Source organism: Lampropedia hyalina DSM 16112, assembly GCF_900129055.1.
In the GTDB taxonomy this organism is placed as follows: domain Bacteria; phylum Pseudomonadota; class Gammaproteobacteria; order Burkholderiales; family Burkholderiaceae_C; genus Lampropedia; species Lampropedia hyalina.
Map to the genome: position 1 here is coordinate 1 of NZ_FQUZ01000049.1, position 13,130 is coordinate 13,130.

The 13,130-nt window shown below is 61.9% G+C and carries 16 protein-coding genes; 12 read left to right on the forward strand and 4 right to left on the reverse strand.

Annotated features, from left to right (window positions below; translation table 11 throughout):
- Window positions 1–416: 416 nt before the first annotated feature.
- From ykgO to BUE21_RS13770, 3 genes are all read right to left on the reverse strand, one after another.
- Window positions 417–566: a type B 50S ribosomal protein L36 gene (gene ykgO, locus BUE21_RS13760; protein WP_073357221.1), complete on the reverse strand. Its 150-nt coding sequence runs from the start codon at window positions 564–566 to the stop codon at window positions 417–419.
- 84 nt (window positions 567–650) lie between these two features.
- Entirely contained in the window at window positions 651–1,418 is a 768-nt protein-coding gene (locus tag BUE21_RS13765; RefSeq protein WP_073357222.1) for an SAM-dependent methyltransferase, read from the reverse strand.
- Window positions 1,419–1,463: 45 nt separating this feature from the next.
- On the reverse strand, window positions 1,464–2,075 hold the full coding sequence (locus BUE21_RS13770; protein WP_073357223.1) for a Maf family nucleotide pyrophosphatase: 612 nt from the start codon (window positions 2,073–2,075) through the stop codon (window positions 1,464–1,466).
- A gap of 25 nt (window positions 2,076–2,100) precedes the next feature.
- On the opposite strand from BUE21_RS13770, the gene BUE21_RS13775 reads away from it, so the two are divergent.
- From BUE21_RS13775 to BUE21_RS13830, 12 genes are all read left to right on the forward strand, one after another.
- Window positions 2,101–2,676: a YceD family protein gene (locus tag BUE21_RS13775; protein ID WP_073357224.1), complete on the forward strand. Its 576-nt coding sequence runs from the start codon at window positions 2,101–2,103 to the stop codon at window positions 2,674–2,676.
- 265 nt (window positions 2,677–2,941) lie between these two features.
- Complete coding sequence (gene rpmF / locus BUE21_RS13780) at window positions 2,942–3,127, forward strand: 50S ribosomal protein L32 (protein WP_073357225.1); 186 nt, start codon at window positions 2,942–2,944, stop codon at window positions 3,125–3,127.
- Window positions 3,128–3,285: 158 nt separating this feature from the next.
- Window positions 3,286–4,305 carry a phosphate acyltransferase PlsX gene (gene plsX, locus BUE21_RS13785; protein ID WP_143164545.1) on the forward strand — a complete coding sequence of 340 codons (1,020 nt, stop codon included), beginning with the start codon at window positions 3,286–3,288 and terminating at the stop codon, window positions 4,303–4,305.
- A gap of 62 nt (window positions 4,306–4,367) precedes the next feature.
- Entirely contained in the window at window positions 4,368–5,345 is a 978-nt protein-coding gene (locus BUE21_RS13790; protein WP_073357227.1) for a beta-ketoacyl-ACP synthase III, read from the forward strand.
- A 130-nt stretch (window positions 5,346–5,475) separates the two neighbouring features.
- A complete protein-coding gene (fabD, locus tag BUE21_RS13795; RefSeq protein WP_073357228.1) occupies window positions 5,476–6,429 on the forward strand; it encodes an ACP S-malonyltransferase in 954 nt (317 codons plus the stop codon).
- On the forward strand, window positions 6,426–7,172 hold the full coding sequence (fabG, locus tag BUE21_RS13800; RefSeq protein ID WP_073357229.1) for a 3-oxoacyl-ACP reductase FabG: 747 nt from the start codon (window positions 6,426–6,428) through the stop codon (window positions 7,170–7,172). Before fabD ends, fabG begins: the two co-directional genes overlap by 4 nt.
- A 124-nt stretch (window positions 7,173–7,296) precedes the next feature.
- Window positions 7,297–7,536: an acyl carrier protein gene (gene acpP, locus BUE21_RS13805; protein ID WP_073357230.1), complete on the forward strand. Its 240-nt coding sequence runs from the start codon at window positions 7,297–7,299 to the stop codon at window positions 7,534–7,536.
- A 75-nt stretch (window positions 7,537–7,611) separates the two neighbouring features.
- Window positions 7,612–8,856: a beta-ketoacyl-ACP synthase II gene (gene fabF, locus BUE21_RS13810; protein WP_073357231.1), complete on the forward strand. Its 1,245-nt coding sequence runs from the start codon at window positions 7,612–7,614 to the stop codon at window positions 8,854–8,856.
- A 51-nt stretch (window positions 8,857–8,907) separates the two neighbouring features.
- Window positions 8,908–9,396: a hypothetical protein gene (locus BUE21_RS13815; RefSeq protein WP_073357232.1), complete on the forward strand. Its 489-nt coding sequence runs from the start codon at window positions 8,908–8,910 to the stop codon at window positions 9,394–9,396.
- 74 nt (window positions 9,397–9,470) lie between these two features.
- Window positions 9,471–10,103 carry an RNA polymerase sigma factor RpoE gene (gene rpoE / locus BUE21_RS13820; protein ID WP_073357233.1) on the forward strand — a complete coding sequence of 211 codons (633 nt, stop codon included), beginning with the start codon at window positions 9,471–9,473 and terminating at the stop codon, window positions 10,101–10,103.
- A 78-nt stretch (window positions 10,104–10,181) separates the two neighbouring features.
- Window positions 10,182–11,021: a sigma-E factor negative regulatory protein gene (locus BUE21_RS13825; protein WP_084523341.1), complete on the forward strand. Its 840-nt coding sequence runs from the start codon at window positions 10,182–10,184 to the stop codon at window positions 11,019–11,021.
- A gap of 186 nt (window positions 11,022–11,207) precedes the next feature.
- Window positions 11,208–12,722 (forward strand): DegQ family serine endoprotease, encoded by a 1,515-nt coding sequence (locus tag BUE21_RS13830; protein ID WP_200796750.1) that lies wholly within the window; start codon window positions 11,208–11,210, stop codon window positions 12,720–12,722.
- Between the two features lie 165 nt (window positions 12,723–12,887).
- On the opposite strand, the gene tnpA is transcribed toward BUE21_RS13830, so the two are convergent.
- A partial coding sequence (gene tnpA, locus BUE21_RS13835; protein ID WP_073357204.1) for an IS200/IS605 family transposase occupies window positions 12,888–13,130 on the reverse strand: 243 nt, incomplete at its 5' end.

Consider the following 13,130-nt stretch of genomic DNA (forward strand, 5'->3'; position numbering starts at 1 on the left):
AGAGGGTACAGGGAAGTGTGAACGCTTGTCATGTGACCTGCCTTTGCAAGAGCCGGGGCAGCCAGTGTGCAGCACCCCTACCTTGGGAATTGTAGAGCGAGGAGCCAAAAGCTGAATCAACGCTGGCAGGTCATTGTCATTAGGGCGTGTCATCCATTAGATTCACCCCCGCGCCAGTGCGCCCCGGCAGGCCAATCTAGGCGCACGCCGCCGCCCGTATGTCGATACGGGCAAGGTGTGCAACGACGAGTGGCCTGCCGGGGCACACTGGCCCGAAGGGTTGGGCCCAAAAAGGCCGTGCGCGGCGTTGCAAAGCCTCGCAAGGCATGAAGCCTTGCTGTGTTTTGCGCCTTGCTCACAGCCTTTTTGGACTCCAACGCGGGGGCGAATCTAATGGATGACACGCCCTAAGCCTATCAGCCTTTGCGCTTGTTCTTGGCTCCGCCCTGGCGGGCCTTGAAGCGTGGGTTCAGTTTGTTGATGACGTAGATGCGGCCACGGCGGCGCACCACCTGGCAATTGCGGTCGCGTTTCTTGGCTTCCTTGAGAGAGGAGAGAACTTGCATGGCATCGGCTTTCGTAATGAATGCGGTGAAAAAAGAATATCGATTCTAACATATCGATAACAGATTCTTGTTTTCATTGATTCATCAACGCCCGAAGCAGAAAATGGCCGGTGTCTGGTTGTCCACGGGGACGGGGTGCGTGCGCCACTCGCGCACCGGGCGGCTGTGGCTCGTGGCGGTTTCCAGCGTCAGCCCGGCACTGACCGACAGCCAGGTGTCGGCTTGCAGGGTATTGAGCAGGGCCTGCCAGAGTGCGGCATTGCGAAACGGCGTTTCCATACAAATCTGGCTCTGGCCGCTTTGCCGTGCCAGGTTTTCGAGTTTGCGAATCTGCTGGGTGCGCTGGGCGGCATCCTGTGGCAGATAACCCACAAACGCAAAATGCTGGCCGTTGAGGCCGCTGGCGGCCAGAGCCAGCAACAGCGAGGTGGAGCCTGCCAGTGGCACGACGCGCAGTTGCAGCGTGTGTGCGGCTCGCACCACCGAGGAGCCGGGGTCGGCCACTCCCGGCAATCCGGCTTCGCTGACCAGGCCGATGTCGTGACCTTGCAGGGCTGGCTCCAGCAATGGGCGGGCATCGAAGGGTTGGCCACTGCCGTGGTGATCGCCCTTTTTGTGGGCCTGTCGCGGCAGCTCGACAATCTGCTGGGCTTGCAGGGGCGCGGCCAGCGGGTACAGGGCATCCACGCGCTTGAGGTAGGCGCGGGTGGTCTTTGCGTTTTCGGCAATCCAGTGGGTCAGCCGGGCCGCCTGTTGCAGGGTGTGGCGCGGCAGGGCAGTATCCAGCGAAGCGGCGGATTCGCAGCCGAAATCCAGCGGGGCGGGGACGAGGTAAAGGGTGCCGGTGGGCATGGCGCAGAAGGTGTCAGGATGTCAGGAAATAAAAAGAAACAGCGATCAGGGCAGAGACAGTCCGGCCTGCCGCAGCATCTGGCAGGTGCGAATCAGCGGCAGGCCAATCAGTGCAGTAGGGTCGTCGTTGTCGATGGCGGCCAGCAGGCTGATGCCCAGCCCTTCGCTCTTGGCACTGCCCGCGCAGTCATAGGGCTGCTCCAGGCGCAGATAACGTTCGATTTCTTCATCCTGCAAGGGGCGAAAGCGCGTGTTGATCTGTGCGATGTCCACCTGCTCAAAGCCGCTGGCCCGGCAAACCACGGCCACTGCCGTGTGAAAGATGACCGTCTGGCCGCTCATGCGCCGCAGTTGCTGCACGGCCTTGTCGTGTTGCAGCGGTTTGCCCAGCGGCTGGCCGTGCAGGTCGGCCACCTGATCGGAGCCGATGACAATCGCTTCGGGGAAGCGTTGCGCCACGTCACGGGCCTTGGCCAGAGCCAGGCGCAGTGCGAGGTCGCGCGGTGATTCTTGCGGCAGCGGGGTTTCGTCCACATCCGGGCCGATGGACTGAAAGGGCAGGTGCAGGCGTTCCAGCAGCTCGCGCCGGTAACGGGATGTGGAGCCGAGAATCAGTGCGCGGGCAGCAGCAGGGGAGGGGTTTTGCGGTGTCAGCATGGCCTGATTCTCTTACACTTGGCGCATGAGCCAGACCAATTCCCTGCACCATTTTCAGATCAAGACCTTCACCCGCAATGCCCAGGAATGCACTGGCCAGTCCACGCTGGCGGATTTCCCCCGGCTGCTGGCCGAGGCGGCAGACGACGCGCCAGCGGCCCACACCGACACCCCCGTGCAATGGCGGCTGGCGGGCGAATTGCGACCTGATGCAGAAGGCAAGCCGCAATCCTGGCTGCTGGTGCAGGCAGGCACTGAGGTCTATCTGCCCTGCCAGCGGTGCTTGCAGCCGGTGGCCGTGCCGGTGCAGTCCGAACAATGGTTTCGTTTTGTGGACACGGAGCAACAGGCCGACGAGCAGGATGCCGAGTCCGACGAGGATGTGCTGACCTTCGAGGAAGGGCAGGATGTACATTCCCTGCTGGAAGACGATCTGCTGATGGCCCTGCCCATGGTGGCTCTGCACGATGAGTGCCCCGTGCCCTTGCATCCGGCTGCCGACCCTGCCCGCAAGAACGAGGCCGAACCTGCCAGGAAACCCAGTCCATTTGCGGCATTGGCATCCCTTCGACTGTCTGCGCGGGACGACCCATCCGACTGAGCGAGTGCGGACACGCCGTGAAATAACGCCACGATCTTCCCTTATCGCGCGGCTTGGCCTATAATCGTCCGCTTGCGCAAAAAGCTGGCGGTTGGCTCACGCTCTTCCGGCAATCGGGGTGGCGGCACATGCACAGCTTTCCCAAGTGTTTGGCGCATCGTGCGATGGGCTTAAGGCATTGGCACAGGCCGTGCACAAAGCTCTCGCTGGCGCAGCAAGGCGCGCTGGGCAGTTACAACCTTTTCAGATTTTCAGGAGCCGTGTCATGGCCGTTCAACAAAACAAAAAGTCCCCTTCCAAGCGCGGTATGCACCGTTCGCACAACGCTTTGAAGAATCCTGGTATCGCCATTGAGCCTACCACCGGTGAAGTGCATCTGCGCCACCACGTCAGCCCCGACGGTTTCTACCGTGGCAGACGCGTGCTCAAGAGCAAGACCGAGCAAGTGTGATCCTCGCCGGTGTGAAAACCCGAGCAAACAAGATGTTGGCTCGGGTTTTTTGTCGTCATGGCCTGGGTGTTGGCGGGGGAGTTTCCGCTGTGGTTTGCGCCTCTGTACAGGTGAGCAAGCCCGATGCCGTGGCTTGGGATGGTCGATTTCGGAATTGAATCTTGGAACCCACTACTACAACCCTGGCAGTCGATTGCATGGGGGGCGACTTTGGCCCTTCGGTGACTCTGCCTGCCTGTCGCGTTTTCTTGCAGGCCAATCCACAGGCCCGTCTGCTGCTGGTGGGCAAAGAGGAAGCGTTGGGTTCCTTCGTGCATGAGCGTGCGCAGTGCGTGCCTGCCGCCGAGGTGGTGGAAATGGGCGATGCCGTCGAAGTGGCCTTGCGCCGCAAGCGGCACTCGTCCATGCGCCTTGCGATTGAGCAGGTGCGTGATGGCCATGCGCAGGCCGCCGTGTCGGCAGGCAATACCGGTGCTTTGATGGCGATCGCCCGCTATGTGCTCAAGACCCTCGATGGCATTGAACGTCCGGCCATTGCCTACCCGCTGCCCAACATCAAGGGCGGTGCCACCACCGTGCTCGATCTGGGCGCGAACGTCGATTGCACCGAGCACCACCTGTTGCAGTTCGCGGTGCTGGGTTCGGCACTCGATGCTGCCTTGAAAGGCAAGGAGCATCCCAGCGTGGGCCTGCTGAATGTCGGCTCCGAAGCCATCAAGGGCAGTGAGGTGGTCAAGCGTGCCGGTGATCTGCTGCGCGAGGCCAACCAGGCTGCCATGCTGAACTTCTACGGCAACGTCGAGGGCAACGACATCTTCAAGGGGACGACAGACATTGTGGTGTGCGACGGTTTCGTTGGCAATGTGGCACTCAAGGCCAGCGAAGGCCTGGCCTCGATGGTATCGGCGGTGCTGAAGGAAGAATTCTCCAAGAGCGTTTTCAGCAAGGCTGCTGCACTGGTGGCCATGCCGGTGCTCAAGGCATTCCGCAACCGGCTCGACCCCCGCACCCACAATGGTGCCGCGCTGCTGGGTTTGCGGGGCCTGGTATTCAAAAGCCACGGCTCTGCGGATGAACTGGCGTTCTCCTACGCCTTGCAACGTGCACACGATGCCGCCAACAACCAGTTGCTGGAGAAGGTGAAAACCCGGGTGCAACTGGCGGCCTCGTTGTTCTGATGGGCCCGGCACACTGGCTACACTGGCGGTTTTGACGCTCCCTCTTTTCAGGTAATTCGGTTATGGGTATTTATTCACGCATCGTTGGCACCGGCAGCTACCTGCCACCCCGCAGAGTCAGCAACGCCGAACTGGCCGTGCAACTGGCCGAACGTGGCATCGAAACATCCGATGAGTGGATTGCCGAGCGCACGGGCATCCGGGCGCGCCATTTTGCCGAGCGTGATGTCACCAGCAGCGATCTGGGGGTGCAGGCCGCCCGCCGTGCCCTCGAAGCTGCCGGTCGCCAGCCCGACGAGATCGACCTTATCATCGTGGCCACTTCCACGCCCGACATGGTGTTCCCCTCCTGTGCCAGCATGGTGCAGTACAAGCTGGGGGCATCGGGCAGTCCGGCCTTCGACGTGCAGGCCGTGTGCAGCGGCTTCGTCTATGCCCTGACGGTGGCCGATGCCATGATCCGCGCGGGCACGGCCCGGCGCGCGCTGGTCATCGGTGCCGAAGTCTTCAGCCGCATCCTCAATTTCGATGACCGCACCACCTGCGTGCTGTTTGGTGACGGTGCGGGAGCCGTGGTGCTGGAGCAGTCCGAGCAGCCCGGCATTCTTGCCAGCGACATCCATGCCGATGGCCGCTACCGCGACATTCTCTGCGTGCCCGGCCATGTGTACGGAGGCGAGATCATTGGTGAACCCTTGCTGCGCATGGACGGACAGGCCGTGTTCAAACTGGCCGTCAGCCTGCTCGACAGTGCCGCCCGCGCCACGCTGGAAAAAGCCGGGCTGGAACTGGGCGACATCGACTGGCTGGTGCCGCACCAGGCCAATATCCGCATCATGCAGAGCACCGCACGCAAACTGCGCCTGCCGATGGAGCAGGTCATCGTCACAGTGGCCGAACATGGCAACACCTCGGCGGCCTCCATTCCGCTGGCACTGGACGAAGGCGTGCGCAGTGGCAAGATCAAGCCCGGCCAGCGTTTCCTGATGGAAGGCGTGGGCGGTGGCTTCACCTGGGGAGCCGTGCTGGCGCAGCTCTGATTTCCTCTGGTCGCCTGGCCTTGCCGCCGCAGGGCAAACCGGCCAGTTCTGCCCGCCTGGGTTCTTTGGTTGATAATGGCGGCCGGATTCACACATGCAGACAATCGCATAACAACAGGGACAACACGGCATGAATGCTTTCGCTTTCGTTTTTCCGGGACAGGGTTCGCAATCGGTCGGGATGCTTGACGCATGGGCAGACCGCGCTGAAGTGCGGCACACCGTGCAGGAAGCCTCCGACGCTCTGGGCGAAGACCTGGGCCAGTTGATTCACGAAGGCCCGAAAGAAGCACTGGCCCTGACCACCAATACCCAACCCGTCATGCTGGTGGCGGGTGTGGCGGCCTGGCGCGTCTGGCAGGTCGAACAGGGCGCGTTGCCACAGGCCGTTGCCGGGCACTCGCTGGGCGAGTACAGCGCGTTGGTGGCCGCTGGTGTGCTGACCCTGTCGCAGGCTGCGCCGCTGGTGCGCCTGCGTGCCGCTGCCATGCAGGAGGCCGTGCCGGTCGGGGCGGGTGCCATGGCGGCCGTGCTCGGGTTGCCCGCTGCCACTGTCGTACAGGTCTGCCAGCAGGTCACTGCCGAGATGCAGGCCGAAGGCACAGCCGATGTGGCCGAGGCCGTCAATTTCAACGATCCGGGTCAGACCGTGATTGCAGGCACCAAGGCGGGTGTGGAACGCGCCAGCCAGGCCCTGAAAGCCGCCGGTGCCAAGCGCGCCCTGCCGCTGCCGGTATCTGCGCCTTTCCACTCCAGCCTGATGCGCCCCGCCGCCGAAAAGCTCAAGGATGCACTCGCAGGCCTGGAACTGGCCGCGCCGCAGATTCCCGTCATCAACAACATCGACGTGGCTGTGGTGGATGATGTGCAAGACATCAGGGACGCGCTGTACCGTCAGGCATTCGGCCCGGTGCGCTGGGTGGAAGTGGTGCAGGCCATTGCGGCTCGGGGCATCACCCACATTGTCGAGGCTGGCCCTGGCAAGGTGCTGGCAGGCATGAGCAAGCGCATCGCTCCCGATCTGGTGAGCGCGGCACTGTATGATCCTGCCACACTGGCAGAAGTAAAGGAGTTATTGGCATGACGCAAACCACCGCCACCGCCCGCGTGGCACTGGTGACCGGCGCATCCCGTGGCATCGGGGCCGCCATTGCACAGGAACTGGCCACTCAGGGCTACACCGTCATTGGCACCGCCACCACCGAAGCCGGCGCGCAGGGCATCACCACGGCCTTGCAGGGTTTTGCCCCCAGTCACGGCGTGGTGCTCAACGTCAATGACGGCGCAGCCGTCGAAGCCCTGATCGAGGGCATCGTCAAGGAACAGGGCGGACTGCATGTGCTGGTGAACAATGCAGGCATCACCCGCGACACCCTGGCCATGCGCATGAAAGACGACGACTGGGATGCCGTGCTGGACACCAACCTCAAGGCCGTGTTCCGCGTCAGCCGCACCGTCATCAAACCCATGATGAAGCAGCGATATGGCCGCATCATCAACATCACCAGCGTCATCGGGGCGATGGGCAATGCCGGGCAGAGCAACTACGCGGCCGCCAAGGCAGGCGTGGCGGGCCTGACCCGTTCGCTGGCGCGTGAACTGGGCAGCCGCAACATCACCGTCAATGCCGTGGCCCCCGGTTTCATTGCCACCGACATGACGCACGCATTGCCCGAAGCCCAGCAACAGGCACTGCAAGCGCAGATTCCGCTGGGGCGGCTGGGACTGCCGCAGGACATTGCCCATGCCGTCGCCTATCTGGCTTCCGAGCAGGCCGGGTATGTCACAGGTCAGGAATTGCATGTCAATGGTGGCATGCTGATGTAAAGTATTCCCTGTCCCGTCAGGGGCAAAGGGCGCCGGGTTCTCCGGGACGGCGGGTTTTTCGGGCCATTGAAGGTTTGAGAGGCTAAAATCCCGGGTTCATTGACTACCCTCAGAGGGACACTACATGAGCGATATTGAAGCACGCGTTAAGAAGATCATTGCGGAACAACTGGGCGTTGAAGAATCCCAGGTCACCAACGAAAAATCGTTCGTGACCGATCTGGGTGCAGATTCCCTGGACACCGTGGAACTGGTCATGGCACTGGAAGACGAGTTCGAGATCGAAATCCCCGACGAAGATGCGGAAAAGATCACCACCGTGCAAAGTGCCATCGATTACGCCAACGCGCACCACAAAGCCTGATGGTGTTGTGCTGCCCGAGTGCAGCCTGCACCGTCCGTTTGATCCGCCAAATCCGTTTTTGAAAGTAAGGAACGCATGAGCCGTCGCAGAGTTGTTGTCACTGGACTGGGATGTGTCAGCCCCGTGGGCAATACCGTTGCCGAAGCGTGGGCCAATGTCCTGGCCGGCAAGTCCGGCATCGGGCCGATTACCAGGTTCGATGCCTCTGCCTTTTCCGCGCGGATTGCGGGCGAGGTCAAGGGGCTGGACATCAGCCCCTATATCAGTGCCAAAGAGGCACGCAACATGGATACCTTCATCCATTACGGCATCGTGGCGGCTCATCAGGCTCTGGAAGATGCGGGCCTGCCAGTGGATGGCTCGTTTTCCGAGAGCGAGGCTGAGCGTGCCGGTGTCGTGATCGGATCGGGAATCGGGGGCTTGCCCCTGATCGAGAACAATTATGGCGAATACCTGAGTCGTGGCGCACGCCGCATCTCGCCGTTTTTCGTGCCGTCCACCATCATCAATCTGGTCGCTGGCCAGGTATCCATTCGCCACGGCCTCAAAGGCCCCAATCTGTCCATGGTGACCGCCTGCACGTCGGGGCTGCACTCCATTGGCGAGGCTGCTCGGCTGATCGAGTATGGCGATGCCGATGTCATGGTCGCAGGTGGCACGGAAGCCACGGTATGCCCGTTGGGCATTGGCGGCTTTGCTTCCATGAAAGCATTGTCCACGCGCAATGACGATCCTGCTGCGGCATCACGTCCCTGGGACAAGGGGCGTGACGGTTTCGTGCTGGGCGAAGGAGCGGGCATACTGGTGCTGGAGTCCTACGAACACGCCAAGGCCCGGGGTGCACGTATCTATGCCGAACTGGCAGGATACGGCATGAGTGGCGATGCCGGTCACATTACGTCCCCGAATACCGACGGGCCACGCCGTTCCATGCTCAATGCCCTGCGCAATGCCGGGGTGGAGCGGGAGCAAGTGGGCTACCTCAATGCGCATGGCACGTCCACGCCACTGGGGGACACCAACGAATCCAATGCCATCAAGGCGGCATTGGGCGATCAGGCCTATCGCATCGTCGTCAGTTCCACCAAGTCAATGACCGGCCATCTGCTGGGCGGAGCCGGTGGATTGGAGAGCGTATTCACGGTGCTGGCCCTGCATCAGCAGAAGATTCCACCGACCATCAACCTGGTCGATCAGGATCCTGACTGCGATCTGGACTATTGCGCCAACGAAGCGCGCGACTTGCGTTTCGACGTGGCCGTGAAAAACAACTTCGGTTTCGGTGGAACCAACGGCACGCTGGTTTTCAAGCGCGTGTGATGCCATTGCCTGTGGCGGTGACAACCCGGTTGCCGCCACCAGCATCGGTTCATGATGGAATCGCCATTCGCTGCCGACGCCGTGCGATTGGTACGCTACGCACCGCCGACCATTTGCTATCCGGTGCGGCGCAATCCCTGGGTACTGTATGGCCTGTGTTTGCAGGCCGTTGCTGTTCTGGGCATCTGGTGCGTGTGGCTGTGGCATATGCGCACCGTGTGGGAAGTTGCACAACTGGCACTTGCCTGCCTGATGCCGGTGTGGGTAGGCATAGTCTGGTGGCTGGCCGTGCGCGGGTGGCGAAAAACCCCGCAGGGAATGCTCCAGTGGCAGGCCCTGCAATGGCAGTTTTTCCCCGCAGTCGCCAACGCCAGACCGGTGCATCTGTCCGACATGCGTGTGGCATGGGATTTGCAGACTGCTTTGCTGTTGCGTGCGCATGGTCGCCCAGTCTGGCGTGGCACAGTGTGGTTCTGGCTGGTGCGCCGCGATGACCCACTTGCCTGGCAGGCGTTGCGCCGTGCGGTATATTCAGGTTGAATTTCCCCTGATTCTTCTCTCTGCAAACTTGCCTTGAACCTCTCGCCCCAGTTCTGTCGGGCGTGGACTGAAACATGACCGATATTCCCCCCGCAGCCTCGAATCAGGATCGCAGTGATATGCAACTGGTCGAGCGCACCCTGGCAGGCGACCAGAAAGCCTTTGAACTGCTGGTCATCAAGTACCAGCGTCGCATCGAACGGCTGATTGCGCGCTTCGTGCGCGACACCGACCTGGTGGAAGACATTGCCCAGGAAACCTTCATTCGCGCTTACCGTGCCCTGCACCAGTTCCGGGGGGATGCCCAGTTCTACACCTGGCTGTACCGTATTGCCGTCAATACCGCCAAGAAGGCCTTGTCCGATATGCGGCGCGATCCCACCATTTCCGAAAGTGCCCTGCGCGGCAAAGACGATGACGAGGAAAATTCCCGTCCGATGGTGGAACTAATCTCCCCTGAAACACCCGAAACGATCATGGCGGCCAAGGAGATTGCCGAAGCAGTCAATGCCGCTCTGGAAGCATTGCCGGAAGATTTGCGCACGGCCGTGACGTTGCGGGAAATGGAAGGTCTGAGCTACGAAGAAATTGCCCAGGCCATGAATTGCCCCATCGGTACGGTGCGTTCCCGTATTTTCCGGGCGCGGGAAGCCATTTCGCAGCGCATCAAGCCAATGCTGGAAAACCGCAGTGGCAAACGCTGGTAACAGCCCCACCGGCAAGCCCACCCCTGGCACGACACGGTACACGATGGTATTTGAGTTTTGATCTTGGCAAGGTTCGATATGTCCGCAACAGTCCCCCTGAATCATCCCCCCTCCCTGCAACCCTCCAAAGCCGCAAGCCCTGTGCCCTTGCAGGAGCAGTTCTCTGCCTGGTGCGACGGTGAACTCACGGATGCCCAAAGCCAGCAACTCTGGCAGGACATGGCGGCCCAGACGCGGCAAGACGATGCGTTGCACGCCGATTGGGATTGCTGGCATGTGGCACGCGATGCCATGCGCCATGAACACGGTGTGCCATTGACCTCCAGTGCCGCCTTTGTCGGGCGGCTGCGTGAGCGGTTGGCGCAGGAGCACATCGGCAATGCGGCCACTCCAACTGTGGCAGTGGCTGTGTTGCGTCCCCAGGTTGCGGCTGCTCCAGGCATTGCAGCGGTGGCCCGCGAGGGCACCGAGGCGGCCAATGCCTCCGTATTTCGCTGGAAAATGGTGGCGGGCTTTGCCTCGCTGGCGGCCGTGGCCGCGCTGGGCTGGGGGAACCTGTCGCAATCGGGCATCGATGCCAACCCAGGCGGCCAACTGGCATCGGTGCAGCAGGAGCAGGCCGTTCCGGCGGCATCTGCCACCTTGGGCAGTGCGGCTGCATCGGTCGTGGCGCAAGGTGCGGCACCCGCAGGATTGGCCCTGGTCAGCCGCAATGCCAGCCCAGCCTCTGCCACCGCCAGCTTTTCCGGCCCTGCCAGTATCGGAGCTGGCAGTGTCATGATTCGCGACCCTTATCTCGACGAGGTTCTGGCGCGGCAATATGGCAATACCGTCGCCTTGCAGCCACCGGCCGCGTTCCTGCGCAACACCCATGTGCAGCAGGGCGGACTGGGATTGCAGGCGGGCACTGGCCGCTGAATTTACGTCCCCAGGGCGAACCGATGCACGACGACGCACCCACGGGTGCGTTTTTTGTGTGTGGCAGGCGGGCATGGGCGGCAGGTTCGGGCACGAGGCTGGAACCAAATCCGTACTGCTGGTTTCATAGACCATCTGTGCCCACTGCACACAATACAACTTCAGGCATTTTGTAAGGACAAGAAGATGGTGACTCCTGTGACGCAAAAAACCGCACTCCACTCTGCAACCCGACTGGCTTCGGTGCTGGCCATCGCTGCTGCTGCCACGCTTGCCGCGCCACTGGCGGCCAGTGCGCAGGCAGCATCGCCCGCCACGGTGGCTGCCCCGCTGGTCTCTGGCTTGCCGGATTTCACGCAACTGGTGGAGCAGGTGGGGCCTTCGGTGGTGAACATCCGCACCACCGCCCGCATCACCCCGCGTGGCTCCGCCGGTCTGGCCTTGCCGCGTGGCCTGGACCCTGACATGCTGGAATTCTTCCGCCAGTTTGGCCTGCCAGTGCCGGGCTTGCCGCAGCCATCCCAGCCGCAGACGCCTGAATCGCGCACGGTGCCGCGTGGCGTGGGTTCGGGCTTCATCCTCAGTGCCGATGGCTATGTGCTCACCAACGCCCACGTCGTCGCCGGGGCAGAGGACGTGCTGGTGACGCTCACCGATAAACGCGAATTCAAGGCCAAGGTGGTCGGGGCGGATGAACGCACCGACATTGCCCTGCTGAAAATCGAGGCCACCAACCTGCCTGCCGTGCGGCTGGGCAATGTGGACAGCCTCAAGGTGGGCGAGTGGGTGATTGCGATTGGCTCGCCCTTTGGCCTGGAAAACACGGTCACGGCTGGCATTGTCAGTGCCAAGCAGCGCGATACCGGCGAATACCTGCCTTTCATCCAGACCGATGTGGCGGTGAACCCCGGCAATTCCGGCGGCCCGCTCATCAACCTGCGCGGTGAGGTGGTGGGTATCAACAGCCAGATTTACTCCCGCTCCGGTGGCTTCATGGGCATTTCCTTTGCCATCCCGATGGACGAAGCCACCCACATCAGCAACCAGCTCAAGGAAACCGGGCGTGTGGTGCGCGGTCGCATTGGCGTGCAAATTGGAGAGGTCGGCAGCGAACTGGCCGAATCCCTGGGCTTGCAGGAGCGGCGCGGTGGCGCACTGGTTTCTGCCGTCGAAAAAGACTCTCCTGCCGACAAGGCTGGCGTGCAGGCGGGAGACATCATCCTGTCCTACAACGGCACGCGCATCGAAGCGGTGTCCGACCTGCCCCGGCTGGTTGGCAACACCCGGCCTGGCTCCAAGGGGACGCTGGAAGTGTTCCGGCGTGGCAAGACCCTTACTCTGAACCTCACCGTGGATGAATTCCGCGACGCATCCGGTCGCAGTGAGTCGCCCAGTTCCGACGAAGCCCAAGCGCAGGCTCCTGCCACCGAAAAACTCGGCATGAGCGTACAGAACCTCAACGAGGCACAGCGTGAGGAACTGGGCGTGCGTGGTGGTGTGCGGGTGCTTCAGGCACAGGGTGTCGCTGCTCAGTCGGGCATCCGTGAGGGCGACGTGATTCTGGCCATCGGCCAGACCGAAGTGCTGAACGTGAAAAGCTTTGGCGAAGCGGTGGACAAACTCGACCCGAAACGCGCCATCAGCGTGCTGGTACGCCGGGGAGAGTGGGCGCAGTATGTGCTGATCCGGCCGCAACGCTGAAGCCCTGAAAATCCAGCTCCAGCAATGGCACACCGCATGGGCGGTGTGCCATTTTGGTTTGCATGGTCAGATAAAGAGATTGATCGGAAAGCGCGTCAAACCCCGTCCTTCAGGGCGGGGAAGGATAGCGCGTTACTGTCGGCGGCTCGATGCCGCAGACAGTGACTAATGCGGCGTTTGCTGTTGTTCGATGTACTGGCGAATGACGGATATGGGCACTCCGCCGCAACTGCCCGCAAAGTAAGACGGCGACCACAATGCGCCACCCCATAGCTTTTTGCGGATGCTCGGATAATCCTTCTTGCGAATCACCCGGCTGGAAACGCCTTTCAGGCTGTTCACGAGGTTCGAGACAGGCACCTTGGGCGGATAGTTCACCAACAGATGCACATGGTCGTCCTCGCCATC